Raw genomic sequence first — 18633 nt, 5'->3', positions numbered from 1 at the left:
TTATGGCGCACATGGAAGCGTGGCAGAGCGGTTTAATGCACCGGTCTTGAAAACCGACGAGGGTGTGAGTCCTCCGTGAGTTCGAATCTCACCGCTTCCGCCAAATTCAAAAGCCCCTGTGAAAACAAGGGCTTTTTTATATTGATTTTTTAATAAATAAAATAATAAGCATGAGATTAATTAAGGGTAAAAATAAAATTTATTTCCTCAGCTAAAATTTGATCATTTCTGTAATACCTCTATATAGATAACCCATCTTATTAATAATTTTTCATGTTAAATAGTTGGATAAAGTTCTTAAAATCACCATTTTTAGTGATATGAATCTCTAAAACAAATTGATTTAATGATTAATATTTCATCATTTTTTCGTATGTTTTTCTTGGGGTTGTCATGAATAAAATTTATAGGGTGATTTGGAACACGCAACTGGGGTGTTGGCAGGCAGTTTCCGAACTGGCAAAAAATCATAACAGTAGCTCGCAAACTTCTGTTACTTCAGCTGAAAATGATTCCTCGAAGAGTGGTTTAGGGAAGCTGTTTGGTTCAGTCTTGTTGTTTAGTTTTTCTTTATTGCCACTCTCCATTCATGCAGCAATTGTAAATAATGAACTCCCGACAGGCGCACAAATTAATTCAGGTTCTGCTCAGATTTTACAAGCAGGCAATACCTTAAATATCAATCAAAACAGTCAAAACCTGAGCACCAACTGGAATACCTTTAATATTGGTCAGAATGCCACGGTTAATTTCAACCAACCGAACCAGTCCTCAACAGCGATTAATCATGTGCTGGATAGTAACGCATCGCAAATAATGGGACGTTTAAATGCCAATGGTCAGGTGTTCTTACTTAATCCCAATGGTGTGGTTTTTTCCAAAACTGCACAGGTGAATGTCGGTGGTTTAGTTGCGTCTACCCTTAATTTAACTGATGCAGATATTGAAAATGGTAAATTCACTTTAAAAGGTGATCCAAACAGCACGGCAACAATTGAAAATCAAGGTTCAATCCAAACTTTAAAAGGTGGAACTGTCGCGCTGATCGCACCAAATGTAAAAAATACAGGAAGCATCGTCACACCTAACGGAACGACGCATTTAACTTCTGCAAGCCAAGTAACTTTAGCTTTACAGAATGGTTCACTGACACAGTATCAAGTGAATGAAGGGGTACTGAAAGGTTTAGTCGACAATGGTGGCGCAATTATCGCCGAAAATGGTGCGATTTACTTAACTGCCAAAGCTAAAGATCAACTCAGTAAAGCTGTGGTGAATCACACAGGATTACTTGAAGCCAATCGTGTCAGCCAGAATGCCAAAGGCGAAATTATTTTACTGGGTGATATGCAGACTGGCGAAACTCATGTTAGCGGGACGTTAAAAGCCGAAGGTAAAAATGGTGTAGATGGCGGTTTTATTGAAACCTCGGCAGCCCATGTGGAAATTGATGCAAATACACAGGTTTCAACTGCATCTGATACAGCAAAGTCCGGTCTATGGCTGATTGACCCCGTTGATATCACTATTGATACTGCCAAAGCTACAGCTATACAGACTGCATTGAATAGTGGTGATGTCACTGTAACAACTGCTAATAGTGCAACCAATCTCTGGGGGGCAAATGATACAGGTGCAGCTAAGGGTGATATTCATGTAAACTCTGCAATTAATTGGTCCACAAATCAGGCACTGACTTTAAAAGCAGATAACGATATTAATATCAATGCTGACATTACTGCTACTGGAGCAACGGGTAAGTTAAATCTGAAATATGGCCAAACGACAAGTAACACCAATGCCAATTATTATTTAAACAATGGTGCGAAAGTTAATTTAAAAGCAGGAGATAACTTCAGTACCCAGAAAGGTACAGAAGCGGTTAAAGAATATAAAGTCATTACCAGTTTAGGTGTGGCAGGTTCAGTGACAAAAACAGATTTACAGGGAATTAATGGTAATTTAGCTGGAAATTATGTTTTGGGTACAGATATAGATGCATCTGCTACAGCGAGTTGGAACAGTGGAGCAGGGTTTAATCCGATTGGAAATAGTTCATATTATTATGATAGTTCTACAGGTACTTATAAATATAATTATTTTACAGGTGTGTTTGAGGGTTTAAATCATCAAATTAATAATCTTACCATCAACAGACCCACAACTAGTTATGTAGGTTTGTTTGGATATACCAACGGTGCAAATATTAACAATGTGGGGCTACAGAGTTTAAATATAAATGGATATTCCTCTGTCGGTGGACTAATTGGTACAAGTAATAATTCAAATATTAACAATACATTTACGACAGGTTCAGTAACCGGAGAAAATTATGCAGTTGGTGGTTTAATTGGACAAGTCAATTCAGGAATTGTTGAAAACGCATATTCTGCAGCAAATGTTGAAAATAAACGAAATAATGATACAGGAGGTTTAATTGGAGAAACATCTAATGCGCAAATTAGGAATGTTTATGCCACAGGAAATGTTACTAATTTGGCAAGTGGAAATTTGCATACAGCTGGATTAATTGGTCATATGGGTTCAGGGAATCTGAGCAATGCGTATGCGACTGGTAAAGTTACGACATTGGGAACTACTGGAGCAAATGGTGGCTTAGTGGCTTACAATGCCGGCACAATTAGTAATAGTTTTTGGAATACGGAAACTACTGGTTTAAATAATGGGATGGGTAGTGGGACATCTGCTGGTGTTACAGGTCTAACTACTGCACAAATGTTTAATCAATCCAATTTAACAGGTTTTGATTTTGGTGCAGTGTGGGGGAATGGTGATAATCAGACAACACCATATCTAAAAAATATAGCAGGTAATCAGCAAGTTTATAATAAAAATGATCTACCAACAGGTGTAATAACCTCAACGAACAAACCTGCTTTATATACCGTTATTTTAAATGTAAACCAATTACAGGACATGAATAAAAACCTGAGTGGAAAATATTTACTTGGAAATAATATTGATGCTTCGGATACAGTCAATTGGAATAGTGGGGCTGGGTTTAATCCACTAGGTAATGGTTTAACTGCTTTTACAGGTGTATTTGATGGATTAGAACATAGTATTAACAACTTAAAAATTAATAGACCATTAACTGACTATGTTGGACTTATTGGGAGTAATAATGGTGATGTGAAAAATATTGGGTTGTTGGAAGCTAAAATCGAAGGGCAACTATATGTAGGCGCATTAGCTGGCTACAATAAGAGTTCTATAGTTAATAGTTATGCCATTGGAAATGTGACTGGAACTGCCAATACAAGCGGAAGTGGTGTTGGTGGAGTAATTGGAAGTAACACAGGACTTATAAGAAATACATTTAGTTCAGGTAACGTTACAGCAAAAAGTGGAGACATTGGCGGTCTAGTAGGTGTAAATGATGGGCAAGGTACTATTGAAAATTCCTATAGTAATTCGAGGGTTAACGGTTCAAATAATAGTGGAGCATTTAATGGTGGTTTAGTGGGCTGGGCGCGTACTAGCATGAGTAAGATTATAAATTCTTATGCTACAGGTCTAGTCACTGGAGGTGGATCCCGTGGTGGCTTAGTGGGGCAGGGCTCAAGCCAAGTAATTAATAGTTTTTATAATATTGAGACCGTTGGCACTTCAAATACAAATGTTGGTGGTACAGGTTTAACCACAGCACAAATGCAAAATTTGAGTACATTTACAAATGCAGGTTGGGATATAGACGGAATAGGGGGTACTGGCAAAATCTGGCGTATTTATGATGGACAAACAGCGCCGTTGTTAAGAAGTTTTTTAACCCAGACAACAATTAATCCTGCAGACCAGATTTCGACTTATAATGGTCAAGTGCAAGGTTTGAATACTTCTATATTTACTGGACTTGATTCAAGTAAGATTTATAGTTCATTAAGCAATTCAAAAAATGTTGGTACTTATAATTTAAGCTATTATTCTGGACAGCAAGGTTATGATTTAATTGGTAATACTATAAATTTAATAATCAATAAAGCAGTAATTAATGCAATTACTGGCATTACTGCAAATAACAAGACCTATGATGGCACAACAGATGCAACTTTAAATATTGGTTCAGCAGACTTTGCAGGTATGATTGCTGGAGATAACTTAACTGTTGCCAGCTCCACAGGAAGTTTTAGCGATAAAAATGCAGGCACTGACAAAACCGTCAATATTTCAGGCTTGAGTTTGGGCGGTGCGGATGCAGGGAACTATCTATTAGCTTCGACTACAGCAACCAATATAGCAAATATCACGCCTGCGACTTTAACTGCCACGATTACAGCACAGAACAAGGTCTATGATGCAGGCACATCAGCCGTTGTTACTTATGGCGATAACCGTTTGGGGAGTGATGATTTAACTGTCAGCGGTACAGCGAACTTTAGCGATAAAAACGTGGCCAATGGTAAAACCGTAACAGCTACAAGTTTAAGCTTAAATGGTGCAGATGCACATAACTATGAATTGGTTAACAGCACGGCACAAACCACGGCAGACATCAGTAAAGCTAATATCAACAACATCACCGGAATTACGGCCGATAACCGTGCTTATAACGGCTTGACAGCTGCCAGCTTAAATAGCAACGATGCTCAATTTAATGGCATGTATGCAGGGGATGATTTAAGCGTAGCAACAGCAACCGGACAGTTTGACACTGCAACAACAGGGCAAGCGAAAACTGTGTCGATTACAGGCCTAAGCTTAGGTGGTGCAGATGCGCAAAACTATAATCTTGTTGATACAACAGCATTGACCACAGCAGATATCAATATGTTAACACCAGCTAATTATTTACAGGCAATCCAATTGAGACTTCCACGCTACTTACCCGAAACCAATAATGCATTAAATACAGTAGATTTAGATGTACGCCAAGGTGGGGTCAATACCTCTGGCATTCAGGCATTAACAGGGGAGTACTAATTGATGAAACTACAACTGAATTTATTAGCATTATCAATGGGTACATGTTTAACGTTATGGTCAACAAGCAGTCAGGCCGCTCCTGCACCGAATGCAGGGCAACTGTTACAACAGCAGCAACAGGGTCAGCCTCTTGCCCCTCAGCCTGCGGTTGATGTTGAAAGTTCATCTGCTGTTACGGAACCAAGTGGAACCCAGGTACAAATTCCTGTACAAAAAATCGAAATTTCGGGAAATAGCCGTTTTAGTTCTGAACAACTGCATCGACTGGTCGCTGATGCAGAAGGTAAGGAGCTGAATCTTAATCAGCTTTGGGCGGTGATACAAAAAATCACTCAATACTACCAACAACATGGTTATGAATATAGTCGTGCCTATCTACCTCAACAGAACTTAAATCAAGGTGTGGTACGCATTAATATCCTTGAAGCCTATTACGATAAAACCGTGATCAACAATCAAAGCCGTACTCAAAACTGGTTGGTTGAACAAACGGTTGCACCTCTTAAACAAGGGGAGCATATCAACAGCAATGAAATGCAACAACAGCTTAAGTTGCTTAATCGCTTAGATGGTGTAACTACACGAAATGTTCTTACCCCGGGTGAAGCAGTAGGAAGTAGCCAGCTGAATATCGAACTGCAAAATGCGCCGATGTTGAGTGGTTATTTAGGTGCAGATAACTTTGGCAACAAATATACCAGTCATGTCCGTGGTACTGCAGGCGTTTCTGCATACAACCTTGCCGGATTAGGTGATGAACTGAGTCTGGATTTGATGACTGCAGGTGAGCGTATGAATTATGGTCGAGTCGGCTATGCCTTTACTTTTACAGGGATGGGAACTCGGGCAGGGGTTGGTTATTCATATCTTGATTATGAGCTGGGTAAAGAACTTAAAACCATTGGGGCAGAAGGTAATGCGGCTCAAACCAGCGTGTTTATCAGCCAGCCTGCATTGTTGACCAATACGGCTGAAGTTTTACTCACCCTCCAGTATGACCATAAACAGCTTGAAGATGATATTAAACTGAATCAATACCAAAAGCATCGTGATCTGGATAATGTCACTCTACGCCTAGACGGTTCACAATACGATCAACTGTTTGGAGGCGGACTAACCCAGTATGGAACGTCGTTCACTTATGGTCGGGTGAACTTTAAAAATGCTGATGCTGCTGCTTTAGATGCACAAACTGCCCAGACGGCTGGTGAATATTATACTGCAAGCCTGAACCTGTCACGTTTGCAGAATCTTGGTACAAAAGGGACTCAAGGCTATTTGGGTATTTATGGTCAATATAGTCCTTACAATCTGGACAGTGCTGAACAATATCTGGGTGGCGGTCCATTCAATGTACGTGGTTATGAATCGAGCCAGTTTGCCGGGTCAACGGGATATTATGCGACAGCAGAATTAAGACAAAAGCTGTTTACCAATGCCCAGCATCAAATTGGCGTAAAAGTGTTTATCGATACTGCAGAAGTGACGCTGAATGCGGAAAAATGGACAGGATTAACTGGTTCCAATACTGTACAACTGAGCAGTGCCGGTTTAGGTTTGAACTGGTTTAATGTATGGAATGTCCAAGCAAATGCCGAAGTTGCATTCCCAATTGGCAATACGCCAGATCAGTTAGACAATCGTGATGATCATCAATACTGGTTAAGCATTCGCAAGAATTTTTGATTAAACATGGTTTTAATCAGAATTAAACTATCATGATATAGATAAAAATATCATTAGTTCATGGGAAGCTTCGGCTTCCTTATGAGCTTTATGTTTTTATTTTCAATAAACAGTTCTGCCTAAATTGGGTATAGAAGTTAAAATTAAGTTCAATGTTTACTGAGTCTTCATCCCAATAATTATTAACGCATCATTTCCAACTTCACCAAAACCAAAGCAATCCGTTCAATATGCTGATAAGCAGGCTGATCCAATTCTTCGCCAAAAACATCGGGGTCAATTTCTTCGTAAGACCAATTTACGTATGATTTAGACTCTATCAACTTTTCAAGTTGTTCTAAAAAAGGATTACCGTCTGGACGAATAGCTACACCCGTATATAAAAATAAACATCCCTGAGGATTAAGACGTTGCATACCTTCTTTTACAATAGTGAATGACAATTCATTGCCATCCAGCTCATTACCACCGTGACGATATTGCCGTTGATCTTGATCTATCAAATAAGGTGGATTGGCAAAAATAAGGTCAAACTTTCCTTCAATATTTGCAAATAAATTGCTGTAGACTGGAAAGATATTGTCTAAACCTGTAAAACTTGCATTGATTTGACTATACAACAAGGCTTTCGGATTAAGATCAGCCACCATCATTTCATTAAAGTTTGGATAATGTTTGGCAATGCTAATCGCGGCAGCTGAAGTGCCGCAGCACAATTCTAAACCCCGCTTGAATAACTGAGATTTACCTGCCAGATATTGTTTTAAATGATAAACAAAGCGATAAGTATCGGGTCCAAAAAAAACCGCGTCATGTTGAATGGTGGGGAAACTGGAATGAATAAACAATTCATCATCTAGGGAGGCTACGCGTACATGACTGAACCACTGACCATCTTGGAAATGAATAAGTTGATTTTCTTTTAAAATTGCAAAAAGTTCAGGTTCGAGATCCTTTTCTGCAAAGGCTAAATTCCAGCCGAATATATCGCGGAGAGTAATAGCTTTGTTTTTTGTGTTGTTGTTTCGGTTCAGAATCCGTTGATGAGAAAGCGGAGTTATTACCGTAAAACGATAGTCTCGTTGTTTTAAAAAATCCAATAAAAAAAGCAAAGCCTGTTGTTGGCTTGTTTGAGCATCTAAAATCTGATTCATATGGATTTTCTCTTCTGATTATTAAAAATAAATTTAAAGTCTTTTGACCTGATTTAAGCATTTGCAAAGCAATGACCGACCGGCCTTTATTAATTAAAGCAAGCTTAGATCTCGTGATTTAAAAATAGATAAGAGGATATTCCTCTAAAAGGCGGTTTTTTTAAGTAAAGATATGCTGCTTATTGGTTTAATTTGTATTTTTTATATATAGATGCAAAAAAATATAATGATAATTAGAGCGAATAAACTGTTGATTTTATTTTTTGATATTCACTTTCTGAAGCTACGTTGAGATGACTATTTTGCAATAATCATCTCAAGTCGAGATTTGTCAATACACAGTATTACTTTTTAACCTTCGGTAAATCAAACCAGATAAATTGACTGTCTTCCAAGGCTTTAATTTCATTATTTTCTGTAAAAAGTAGCGCATCGCCAGCTTTCACAATTTGATCTTCAATCTGAATTTCCCCTGAAATGACATGTACATAATTGACTTGCTGGGTGGCTTCAACAGGAAGCAGGTGGTCTTTTTCCAAGACCGCAGTTTTTACTTCAGCTTGTTGGCGGATATGCATAGGCGCATTGTCATTTGGTCCAGCAATTAAATGCCACTGATTCGGTTGGTCATGCGGATTACACTGAATTTGTTGATAAGTGGGTTCTGCATCTTGCACATCAGGGTGAATCCAAATTTGCAACATATGAACAGGGATATCACCATTGTTCATTTCACTATGTTGAACCCCTGTACCTGCGCTCATGAGTTGCCATTCACCTGCACTAATATGCCGTTCATTACCCATGCTATCTTTATGCGAAATAGTGCCATCCAGTACACAGGTTAAGATTTCCATATTTTCATGGGGATGTGTACCAAAACCATTATGTGCAGCGATGGTGTCATCATTGATGACGCGAAGTACACTGACGCCCATATATTTAGGGTTATACCAGCTACCAAAAGAAAAGCTATGTTTGGTGTCTAACCAGCCGGCTTGAACATGACCTCGATTTTCAGCATGATGTAAAAAAGCATTCATCTTTGATGCTCCTTATTATTTGGAATTAGAATGATAATACCGTGCTATAAAAGTGATGAAAATAGTATAAAAGCAACATATCATTCTATTTATGCGACGGTGATTTTTTATTGTCAATATTCATAAAATGTAAAATAGATCACATTATGAGTAATTTTAAAATAAATGGCATTTTATTTTTTGTAAAAAAAAGCCCACATAAATGCAGGCTCTTTAATCATCAATATTTTGATTATTCTAGGAATTTGACGGTTACGCCAGATTTCACTTTTTTACCCAAGTCGTTGGCATCCCAGTTGGTTAAACGGATACAACCATGTGAGGCAGTTTTAGAAATGGCAGATGGGTTGGGTGTACCGTGAATACCAAATGATTTTTTACTTAAACCAATCCAGATGTTGCCGACCGGAGCATTTGGACCAGGTGGTAAAGAAAGTGGTTTAGTGTTGTTCCCTTGCAGAAAGTTACTTGGTGAATAGCTATACCAAGGATTTGGTGCTACGCCAGTCACTTTGTAAGTCCCGGTTGGAGAAGGCGTGTCCGAGCTACCAATGGTTGCAGGGAATGATCCAATCATTTGGTTACGGCTGTTAAATAAGTACAGCTGTTTTGCACCTTTATGCGCAACGATCAGATGAATATCTTCCGGTACTTCGTTACGGATATTGGCAACAATGATTTTCTCACCGGCTTTTTTGAAAGTTACTTTAGGATTTAACTTTTTCAAAAAGTCTTCATCCATATGGAACTTTTCACCCAGCATTTCGGTCACACGAGTGTAATACAAGCCTTTCATTTTGGCTTGCAAGGCATAATCGTGTGGAATAGATGCAGCATAAGGACCTTTCAGGTCAGCATCGGTAATGGTGTATTCAATAAATGCAGGTTTAGAACCTTGTTTAGCAATTAAAGCCTCCCAAGTTTCTTGGGTTAAAATACCTGTCGGTTTAATGCCATTGATTTGCTGGAATGACGCAATCGCTTTCAGGGTATTTTTACCACTTGAACCATCAATCGCGCCTGGTGAAGCATGAGCATTATTTAACATGACATGGGCACGAGCATAAACAGGAAACTGACCTTTCCCAATATTTTCATACCATTCGGCATTATTCAGGCCATCCAAGGTCCATGATGCTTTGGCTGTAGCAGCACTAGAACTGGTTGTGGTTGTTGGTGTTTTTGTTGTTGGTGCAACACCGATTGCAGCAGTATCATCTTCAGTTTCTTTAAGATCTTCTAAGGTTTTCGACGCCTTATTCAAGTCTCGCTGTTCTTGTTGTGTAATATGGGTTTCAGTGCTTTGAGCGCTTGATGCTGGCTCTGTTGCAAGTGGATCAATCGGATCTTGAACTGCAGTATCAGCAATCTTTTGGGGATTTAAAGGCTGTTCAGCAGTAGATGCGGCAAACGCTGTACCCGCCAAAATGCAACTTAAACTCATAGCGAGCAATGTGCGAACGAACATGTAATTCAACCTTAAAAATTATTCATTAACAATTTGATAAAACTACACAAGTATTGCAGAAAAAATGAGGAGATGCAGTATTTGTTTTGTGTAAAAATTATTTTACATTTCCCGTGATTGCTTTTTAGATGCGAGAGAAGTTACTAAATTTTCGGGCTTTTTGTTATGATGGTTCGAAGATTAAAAATGAGATGGGAAAGTAAATGACGACTCTAAAAAACGATCGTTTTCTACGTGCCTTATTGCGTGAGCCAGTAGATACCACACCAGTTTGGATGATGCGTCAAGCCGGGCGTTATTTGCCTGAATATCGCGAAACACGTGCCAAAGCGGGTGATTTCCTTTCCTTGTGCAAAAATAATGATTTTGCATGTGAAGTCACTTTGCAACCTTTGCGTCGTTATGACCTGGATGCAGCCATTCTGTTTTCAGATATTTTAACCGTGCCGGATGCTTTGGGGCTGGGGCTGTATTTTGAAGCGGGTGAAGGTCCGAAGTTCCATAAAACCATTCGTACTGAACAAGATGTAGCGAATTTACCCAACTTCAATGCCAAATCTGATTTAGATTATGTGATGAATGCTGTAACCACCATTCGTTCAGCCTTGGGTGGGCAAGTTCCCTTGATTGGTTTTTCGGGCAGTCCCTGGACGCTTGCAACCTATATGGTTGAAGGCGGATCAAGTAAGGATTTCCGTTACACCAAAAATATGATGTATGCCCAACCCGAAGTATTACATGCCTTGCTTGATCGATTGGCTATCGCCGTGATTGATTATTTAAATGCGCAAATTGATGCCGGTGCACAAGCGATACAGATTTTTGACAGTTGGGGTGGAGCACTTGGACACCGTGAATATATCGAATTTTCATTGAACTACATGCAGAAAATTGTTGCAGGTTTAAAACGTGAAAATGAAGGTCGTCAAGTGCCGGTGATTTTATTTACCAAAGGTGGCGGTCAGTGGATCGAACCGATGCTGGCAACGGGTGCAGATGCCTTAGGTCTGGATTGGACCACACCATTGAATGTGGCACGTCAAACAGTCAATGGTCGTGCCGCGTTGCAAGGTAATTTGGATCCAGCCACTTTATATGGCACACCAGCATCTATTGAAAAAGCAACCAAAGCCATGCTTGACGATGCTTATGCGGGTGGTGAAAAAACCGGTTATATCGCCAACTTGGGTCATGGTATTACCCAATGGGTCGATCCTGCGAATCCTAAAGTATTTATTGATACCGTGCATGAATATAGCGCCAAATATCTTTAAGTGCGTGTGAGTAAACTCATTTTTTAGGATTCAACCTTGATCAGTCTTTTTAAATCATGTTTTGAGTTCTCATTTAAGGCAGCTTCGGCTGCCTTATTTGGAATTTTACTCCTGATTGCTTTTGTATTTACCGCATCCATGGGAAGCCAGGAGTTTTACGGTTTTTTTCGTTATGACTACTTATTGTTTTATGCCTTAATTATTCAAGTTTGCTTGCTGTATTTAAAACTGGAATCATGGCCAGAAGCTAAAGTCATTGCCTTGTTTCATATTATGGCGATAGTCATGGAAATTTTTCTGACTCATCCGCAAATCGCTTCATGGCAGTATCCACAGCCTGCAATCTTCAAAATTTTGACCGTGCCATTATTCGCTGGATTTATGTATTCAGCAGTAGGCAGTTTTTTTGCTCGCTCATTAAGGCTGTATCAGGTGTCGTTTGAGAAGCTCCCCAATTTTCTTAACATGATGGCTTTGGCAGTACTTTCTTATATTAATTTTATGAGCAAATTTTTTGTTCCAGATATTCGCTATTTGCTCTTTGCATGGAGCGTCATTATTTTCTGGAAAACCAAAATTCGCTTTCAGCTACAGCAACATCAGATACAACTCCCCATGTTACCCGTACTCATGATTCTAGCGTTCATCATTTGGATTGCGGAAAATATCAGTACTTTTTATAAAATTTGGCTCTATCCGAGTCAGGTTAATGCCTGGCATATGGTGGGGTGGGGCAAGTTGGGTTCTTGGTATTTATTACTGCTTTTGAGCCTGGTTTTGGTGTTGAATATACTGGGAAATCGTAGTGAACAAGGTATTTGGAAGCTAAAAAATAAATAATTTCAATTGCTTGGTTGGTGGTCGATATCTTTAGTGTAAATTGTTTTGCGTTATCAGAAAGATGCCGTTATCTTACAGAGGTGTAATAAAACTTACACAATTGGGAATAATTACAAACACTCGGATAATAAATTCTGGAGAATAACCATGTTGAAAAAATTAGCTTTAGCTGCAGTTGTAGCACTCGGTTCTACAGCAGCATTTGCGGATAGAGATGCCGGTTGTGGTATCGGTTCTCAAGTCTGGGCAGGTCAATCGGGTAAGGTGCCTAAAATTCTTGCTGCAACCACCAATGGTCTTTTTGCGAACCAGTTATTCGGTATTACTTTTGGTACGCTAGGTTGTAGTGGTACAGGTACAGTGACTGCACAGGCTGTGACGTTTACCAATGAAAATGCTGAATCCTTAGCGCGTGACATGGCGGTAGGTCAGGGTGAAAGCTTAAATGTCCTTGCTGAACTTCTAAACATTAAATCTCAAGATAAAGCCCGTTTCTTTGCGGTATCTAAACAAAACTTCTCTGAAATTTATTCAGCAGAAAATCAAGACTCTTTACAAGTTCTTGCATCTTTACAAGCAGTTATGGCTAAAGATGAAGTGCTTAAAGCATACGTATAATGGTTGAGCACAAAACCCTGTCATTTTGACAGGGTTTTTCTGATTGAATAAATGATAAATAAAAGATTTGAATGAAACCGATTGCGTTAGTTTTTGTTTTAATGTCCTCACCTGTTGCCTATTCAGCAACTAGTTCCCAAACTGCTCAACCTTATATAGAAGATGCGGAACAGCAAAAACTGGACCAAGACATCACTTGGCAAAGGTTAATGTATGCCAATGAAAAAGCTCAAAGTGAAGTCAATTATTCAGGCTATTTCTTATCAAATGATGGGAAGAAAGATTTAAAGCAAGAGTTACACGCCAATATCCAAGCGCTATTCCAATCTGCAGAACCGAATCAGTCGGTTCGTTGTCGCTTTCCTGCACGTAGTCATTGGTTGATGCAGCAATTGCATATTCAAGAACAGCAATTACCTACAGTGACTTGTCCAGAACTGGATGATTGGATTGGACAAATTAAACCCTATAAAGCGACGCTGATTTACGCGACCGACTTTATGGGTAATCCAAGTTCGATGTTTGGGCATACCTTATTGCGCTTAGATCCGAAAGATCAAAAGCAACTCAATTTAGTTTCGTATGCGGTTAATTATGCAGCAACAGTGACGAGTGGTGAAGGTTGGTCTTTTGCCTGGAATGGCTTAACAGGGCAATACCCCGGTGAATATTCCTTAATGCCGTATTACCGTAAGGTGAAAGAATATGGTGACTTGGAGAGCCGTGATTTGTGGGAATATGAACTCAACTTAAGTCCCGACGAAACCCGATTTTTAGTCGAACATATTTGGGAAATGAAACATGTGACTTTTCCCTATTATTTCGTCAGTGATAACTGTGCTTATCGTTTATTGGGTTTGATTGATCTGGTTCGTCCAACGCTTAATTTAAAACAACAATTTAAAGTGGCATCAATTCCTGTTGAAACAATTAAAGCCATTGAGCAGCAAGGCTTGGTCAAAGATACAGTCTATCGTCCTGCCTTGGAAACCCAGTTATTATCACAAGTAAGACAGCATGGTAAAACTTTAGCCAAGGTGGCACATCAGCTCGCTTTTGTTGAAATAAAAGACATGCCGACGATTTTAGAACAGTATCAGGGACGAGATCGCGCCAAAATTTTAGAAATGGCCTATGACGACTTATATCTTCAGTTTATTGGACATAAAGTTGAACCGAGTTTTGCACAGCCACGCTTACGTCAATTATTGAGTTTGCGCAGTCAAATTGATTTGGAAAAACAGCGCCAAGAACCTGTACGACCGAAAGTTGACCCAACGCAAGCGCATGATGCGCGTTATTTTTCGGTCAATATGGGCGAAGTGCAGGGTGAGAAATTTATCGAGTTGGGACACCGTCAGGCTTATCACGACCTGATTGATCCGCAAGGGGGCTTCCGAACGGGTACCCAGTTATTGTTTTGGGAGGGTTCAATTCAATATCGTGAAGATGAGTTAAAGCTGAATCATTTCGACTTTCTTTCGGTGAATTCCTATAACCCGATTACGCCGTTTAAAACACCACTGAGTTGGGGTTTTAATTTGGGATGGCAGCAAGAAGCATTAGAGCAGGGTGGGCAATTTAGTGAATATAAGCAACATGGCGTAGCCAATTTAAAAGTGCAAATGGGCTATAGCTATGCCGATCAAGCGCGTGAACATTTATGTTATGCGCAAATTCAAAATCATATTCAAGCCGGCAAGGCATTGGATCATGGCTGGCGTTTCGGAATGGGACCTACCTTAGGCTGTCAGAACATTTGGTCAGATAAAATTAATTCTTTAATTCAAGTAGAGTTGCCGTATTGGCAAGACTCTCAGCAATGGCAATTGCGGTTAAATACTCAACTGCAATATGTATTGAATCCTCAGAATGCTATTCGTTTCAATTGGCAATATCAACAACAAGACAGCAAAGACTGGATGAAAACCAGTGCGGGATATGTGCGATTTTTTTAGAGTAAAATTTCTAATAAATGCAGGTTTTTCCTCATTATTTATATAAAAAAATTATGCGTTCACAAAGTAATTTTTATCATTATTTGTTATATTAATAAGGTAATTATCTCCCTTTTAAAAAGCGCTTGGAATCAATTGTATGAATAATGAATGTATGGCCATGCTGGCTGAGCAATGGGAACATATATGTCAAAATTATTCATCCGATGATTTACTGCATGCCTTTCAATTTATACAAGATCACTCGCTGATTTTGGTTGAAGAATTTTATAAAAAAATGCTGGTCGAGAAAGAGTCTGCGGAATTTTTTTCAGATGATTTGATTCAACAACGCTTGCTCAACACACTGAATGCTTGGCTGCTTGAGAGCTTTAGTGTCGGCATCAATAAACGCTATAGCGAAGCTGTGCAAAAACAGCACAAGGTGGGTCACGTGCATGCACGTGTGGGCATTCCATCGTGGTTAATCATGCGCGGCATATGTGAGATTGAACGCAAAGTATTTGAACTGGTGGCTCAAAATCCACAACAGGATATGTTCACTGTTTGCAGTTACATTGTCCAAATCATGGGCTTTTCAACTGAAATCATGTGTCGGTCTTATGAATTCAACCTGGAAAAGAATAATGATATAAAACATACCTATCGTTTATTTTCTGCCATGCAAGATGTAGCTTCACAAAAAGACAAGCAACGCAGCTCATTATTAAACTGGGAAAATGAGCTGATGTTTAAGGTGTTCTCAGATGAGCTTAAATTTACTCATCCGTTGCTGTCAAAATCTGAATTTGGCTTATGGTTTATCCATAAAGCCGCTTATGCATTTACTGGTTCTGAGCAGGTTTCGGTCATTATTGATCGTATTTACCAGATTGATCTGCTGAGTCAGCAGGTTTTAAATGCGATCGAAAAAGATAAAGCCATTCAGTTGATTCAGGATATTCGTGAAAATAATAGAGAGATTCAGCATCTGGTCGATCAGCTTTTTCAGGTGGCTGACTATATCGACTCGGGCAGCGATTCCCTCACTCAACTGCTCAATCGCCGTTATTTAAATACCATTGTTTCGCGTGAAATTAATTTTTCCCGTAAAAACAATACTCCATTGTCATTGCTCGCGATTGATGCAGACTTCTTTAAAAGAATTAATGATAAATTTGGACATGCAGCTGGTGACTTGGCTTTACAGTTTATTGGTGAAGTGTTGCTGGAATCAGTTCAGGGCAGTGATTATGCCTTCCGTGTGGGTGGGGAAGAGTTTTTATTGCTGTTGGTGGATAGTGATTTAGGCAGAGCGCAAGAAATTGCAGAAAATATTCGTAGGTGCATTCAGGAAACCACTATTCGCACCACCATGGGAAGTAGTTTTAATTTTACAGTCAGTATCGGATGTGCACTTTACGATGGTCATCCAGATTATCAAAAATTCCTGGATACGGCAGATACAGCACTGTATGCAGCCAAAAATAGCGGTCGAAATCGTGTCTATCTGGCTCAAAACGAGTTGCAGGTTGCTGTTGCTAACACCCCAGAGTCTGTACAACTCTAACAAAAACATTAAATATTGGACTGCTTCATCCAGTCTTGGATTTTTTGTTTTTGCACTACGTATTCGGGATGGGCTTTGGCTTCATCCCATTTGTAAAAAAATGCATGCCATATCAGCACAGACAAAATCATTCTATTGTAAATAGTCTAAGAAAAACTGATCAATTTTTTCGCAATTAATCTACGATAGATAGCGAGCGAGGAGAGAAGGGTTCCAGTAATGACATATACTGAACCTATAAGTTCGCTACTATTTTAAAATTTTTATAAAAACATAAAAGGAAAAACCTGTATCCACAGGTTTTAGGCTTCCACTACGACAAAATATTTTCTAACGGCTTCAACCACTTCAAATTTTCCAGTAAAGCCGGGCGGGATAATGCCAGCTTCACCCGCTTTAATTTCGACAAAATTCTGCGTGTTGGCATCATGCAAGCGTACCAGACCTTCAATCACTTGAAAGAATTCCTGTTTGTTGGCCGCAAATTGAATATTCCATGCACCCACTTCACAGGTCCAGATACCACAGTTCATATTGGGATGCTCATATAAACTTTGGGTCATACGTTTAGGATTGCCTGCAACCAGACGATCGGGACGGGGATAATCAATCGTTACTTCACTCTGAGTTAAACCGTGACCTGCTAACCAAATAGATGACATGATTGATCCTTAAAGTTAAAAGTTGCATAAATGCAAAAAGTTAAAGCCTATATAAAAAAGCCCCGAACAATCGGGGCTTTTTAAAAGCTGAAAGATCTTAAAGACTTTCAGGTAAAGCTGTCAAGAATTCACGACGTTCATCTTTATTGGTTTTGAAATCACCGACAAAAGAAACCGTACGGGTGGTGGATTCCTGTTTCCCCACACCGCGCATCATCATACACATATGTGCAGAATCAATCATCACCGCAACACCGCGTGCTTTAGTCACTTCAGCCACAGCTTCAGCAATCTGTTGAGTCAGGTTTTCCTGAATCTGTAAACGACGCGCAAACATTTCAGTAATGCGGGCAAATTTAGATAAACCTAAAACATTGCCTTCAGGTAAATAAGCAATATGCACACGACCGTAGAAAGGCAATAAATGGTGTTCGCATAAAGAATAGAATTCAATATTCTTGACTAAAACCATTTCACGGTTGTCAGAAGGGAAGACCGCATTATTGGTCACTTCTTCTAAAGTTTTGCTATATCCAGACGTTAAATACGAAAAAGCTTTAGCAGCACGCATTGGCGTATCTTTAAGACCAGGACGATTAAGATCTTCACCAACGGCAGTTAAAATGTTGGCGTAGGATTGCTGCATAGACATAAGACGTGTTCACTTACACTGATATCGAACAAGGACGGCATTGTAGCAGAAAACCGCTACAATGCCGTGTTTTGGGGAAAAATTCCGATTACTGTTTAAATTTAGGGTTTTTTTCGCTTCGTTTTAGCAAGACTAAAACTGCACCCGTGCCCCCTTGTTTTTCAGGTGCACTGACAAACGCCAAAACATCACGGTGCTGACGAAGCCAGCCATTGACATAAGTTTTTAAAATGGCTTCCGGACCTTTGCCGTGCACAATTTTAATGACATTCTGATTTTCATCTGTGGCCATTTGAATAATCTGTAACACCGCAGCTCGCGCATCTTCAACCGTACAGCCATGCAGGTCAACTGCTTCAAACCAGCGCAGGTTACCGGCTTTTAAATCTTCAAAAACTTTGTGCTGTAAAGTGGCAATGCGATAGCTTAATGTAGCTTGACTGGCTACCGGATTCAGCATGGCTTGGGTGTCAGAAAGCTCTGCATTGTCTATTTGCATTGGGCCAGTGGCTGAAGCACGTTTCGCTAAAGTTTGTGCATCCATTTTTTTCTTTTTGTCTTTTTCAATCTTTGCAATATTACTGGTGTCCATTTTTTTGACACCTTGCATCGACTTTTGGAACAAATCGAAATCATCTTCCTGTTCTTGCTGGGCCTGAGCTTTAGGCTCAGGTTGTTTGGCAATGGCAGTTGAATGCGGATTGGTCATTTGCTTTTTAAAAGATTTCAGCAAGTTGTACTGATCTTTCGAAAGCGAAGAATCATGTTTACTCATAATCTTAATT

The 18633-nt window shown here is 39.5% G+C and carries 13 protein-coding genes and 1 tRNA gene; 8 read left to right on the top strand and 6 right to left on the bottom strand.

What is annotated here, in order from left to right; genetic code table 11:
* The first annotated feature begins 13 nt into the window (after nt 1-13).
* The 3 genes from E0409_RS00620 (at nt 14) to E0409_RS00610 (ending at nt 6630) form a co-directional block, all read left to right on the top strand.
* Nucleotides 14-103 (top strand) — tRNA-Ser (locus tag E0409_RS00620).
* Between the two features lie 290 nt (nt 104-393).
* Nucleotides 394-4941, top strand: a complete 4548-nt coding sequence (locus E0409_RS00615; protein WP_131286568.1) for a YDG domain-containing protein — start codon at nt 394-396, stop codon at nt 4939-4941.
* A gap of 3 nt (nt 4942-4944) precedes the next feature.
* Entirely contained in the window at nt 4945-6630 is a 1686-nt protein-coding gene (locus E0409_RS00610) for a ShlB/FhaC/HecB family hemolysin secretion/activation protein (RefSeq protein WP_131286566.1), read from the top strand.
* 182 nt (nt 6631-6812) lie between these two features.
* Here the strand turns inward: E0409_RS00610 and E0409_RS00605 are convergent, their stop codons facing one another.
* The 3 genes from E0409_RS00605 to E0409_RS00595 form a co-directional block, all read right to left on the bottom strand.
* Nucleotides 6813-7784: a methyltransferase gene (locus E0409_RS00605; RefSeq protein WP_131286564.1), complete on the bottom strand. Its 972-nt coding sequence runs from the start codon at nt 7782-7784 to the stop codon at nt 6813-6815.
* A 344-nt stretch (nt 7785-8128) separates the two neighbouring features.
* Nucleotides 8129-8827 (bottom strand): pirin family protein, encoded by a 699-nt coding sequence (locus tag E0409_RS00600; RefSeq protein WP_131286562.1) that lies wholly within the window; start codon nt 8825-8827, stop codon nt 8129-8131.
* A 232-nt stretch (nt 8828-9059) separates the two neighbouring features.
* Entirely contained in the window at nt 9060-10295 is a 1236-nt protein-coding gene (locus tag E0409_RS00595) for a L,D-transpeptidase family protein (RefSeq protein ID WP_131286560.1), read from the bottom strand.
* Nucleotides 10296-10498: 203 nt separating this feature from the next.
* On the opposite strand from E0409_RS00595, the gene hemE reads away from it, so the two are divergent.
* The 5 genes from hemE (at nt 10499) to E0409_RS00570 (ending at nt 16534) form a co-directional block, all read left to right on the top strand.
* Nucleotides 10499-11569 carry a uroporphyrinogen decarboxylase gene (gene hemE / locus E0409_RS00590; RefSeq protein ID WP_131286558.1) on the top strand — a complete coding sequence of 357 codons (1071 nt, stop codon included), beginning with the start codon at nt 10499-10501 and terminating at the stop codon, nt 11567-11569.
* Between the two features lie 39 nt (nt 11570-11608).
* Nucleotides 11609-12409 (top strand): DUF817 family protein, encoded by an 801-nt coding sequence (locus E0409_RS00585; RefSeq protein WP_171458767.1) that lies wholly within the window; start codon nt 11609-11611, stop codon nt 12407-12409.
* Nucleotides 12410-12556: 147 nt separating this feature from the next.
* Complete coding sequence (locus E0409_RS00580) at nt 12557-13027, top strand: DUF3015 family protein (protein WP_131286554.1); 471 nt, start codon at nt 12557-12559, stop codon at nt 13025-13027.
* Between the two features lie 71 nt (nt 13028-13098).
* The gene (locus tag E0409_RS00575; protein ID WP_131286552.1) at nt 13099-14985 is read left to right on the top strand and encodes an Lnb N-terminal periplasmic domain-containing protein; all 1887 of its coding nucleotides are present in this window, start codon (nt 13099-13101) and stop codon (nt 14983-14985) included.
* A gap of 139 nt (nt 14986-15124) precedes the next feature.
* A complete protein-coding gene (locus E0409_RS00570) occupies nt 15125-16534 on the top strand; it encodes a diguanylate cyclase (protein WP_131286550.1) in 1410 nt (469 codons plus the stop codon).
* A gap of 302 nt (nt 16535-16836) precedes the next feature.
* Here the strand turns inward: E0409_RS00570 and E0409_RS00565 are convergent, their stop codons facing one another.
* The 3 genes from E0409_RS00565 to E0409_RS00555 form a co-directional block, all read right to left on the bottom strand.
* Nucleotides 16837-17196 carry a cupin domain-containing protein gene (locus tag E0409_RS00565; RefSeq protein ID WP_131286548.1) on the bottom strand — a complete coding sequence of 120 codons (360 nt, stop codon included), beginning with the start codon at nt 17194-17196 and terminating at the stop codon, nt 16837-16839.
* Between the two features lie 97 nt (nt 17197-17293).
* Entirely contained in the window at nt 17294-17842 is a 549-nt protein-coding gene (folE, locus tag E0409_RS00560; RefSeq protein ID WP_171458766.1) for a GTP cyclohydrolase I FolE, read from the bottom strand.
* 94 nt (nt 17843-17936) lie between these two features.
* On the bottom strand, nt 17937-18623 hold the full coding sequence (locus tag E0409_RS00555) for a Smr/MutS family protein (RefSeq protein WP_131286544.1): 687 nt from the start codon (nt 18621-18623) through the stop codon (nt 17937-17939).
* Nucleotides 18624-18633: the final 10 nt, after the last annotated feature.

The organism is Acinetobacter sp. ANC 4862, assembly GCF_004336635.1.
In the GTDB taxonomy this organism is placed as follows: domain Bacteria; phylum Pseudomonadota; class Gammaproteobacteria; order Pseudomonadales; family Moraxellaceae; genus Acinetobacter.
This window is presented reverse-complemented; position numbering and strand designations above follow the sequence as displayed.

Bases quoted from the DNA above. Each gene is read 5' to 3' on its own strand.
- E0409_RS00575 (WP_131286552.1), top strand. From the start codon at position 13,099: ATGAAACCGATTGCGTTAGTTTTTGTTTTAATGTCCTCACCTGTTGCC.
- E0409_RS00615 (WP_131286568.1), top strand. From the start codon at position 394: ATGAATAAAATTTATAGGGTGATTTGGAACACGCAACTGGGGTGTTGG.
- E0409_RS00610 (WP_131286566.1), top strand. From the start codon at position 4,945: ATGAAACTACAACTGAATTTATTAGCATTATCAATGGGTACATGTTTA.
- E0409_RS00555 (WP_131286544.1), bottom strand. From the start codon at position 18,623: ATGAGTAAACATGATTCTTCGCTTTCGAAAGATCAGTACAACTTGCTG.
- E0409_RS00595 (WP_131286560.1), bottom strand. From the start codon at position 10,295: ATGTTCGTTCGCACATTGCTCGCTATGAGTTTAAGTTGCATTTTGGCG.
- E0409_RS00570 (WP_131286550.1), top strand. From the start codon at position 15,125: ATGAATAATGAATGTATGGCCATGCTGGCTGAGCAATGGGAACATATA.
- folE (WP_171458766.1), bottom strand. From the start codon at position 17,842: ATGCAGCAATCCTACGCCAACATTTTAACTGCCGTTGGTGAAGATCTT.
- E0409_RS00565 (WP_131286548.1), bottom strand. From the start codon at position 17,196: ATGTCATCTATTTGGTTAGCAGGTCACGGTTTAACTCAGAGTGAAGTA.
- E0409_RS00605 (WP_131286564.1), bottom strand. From the start codon at position 7,784: ATGAATCAGATTTTAGATGCTCAAACAAGCCAACAACAGGCTTTGCTT.
- hemE (WP_131286558.1), top strand. From the start codon at position 10,499: ATGACGACTCTAAAAAACGATCGTTTTCTACGTGCCTTATTGCGTGAG.
- E0409_RS00580 (WP_131286554.1), top strand. From the start codon at position 12,557: ATGTTGAAAAAATTAGCTTTAGCTGCAGTTGTAGCACTCGGTTCTACA.
- E0409_RS00600 (WP_131286562.1), bottom strand. From the start codon at position 8,827: ATGAATGCTTTTTTACATCATGCTGAAAATCGAGGTCATGTTCAAGCC.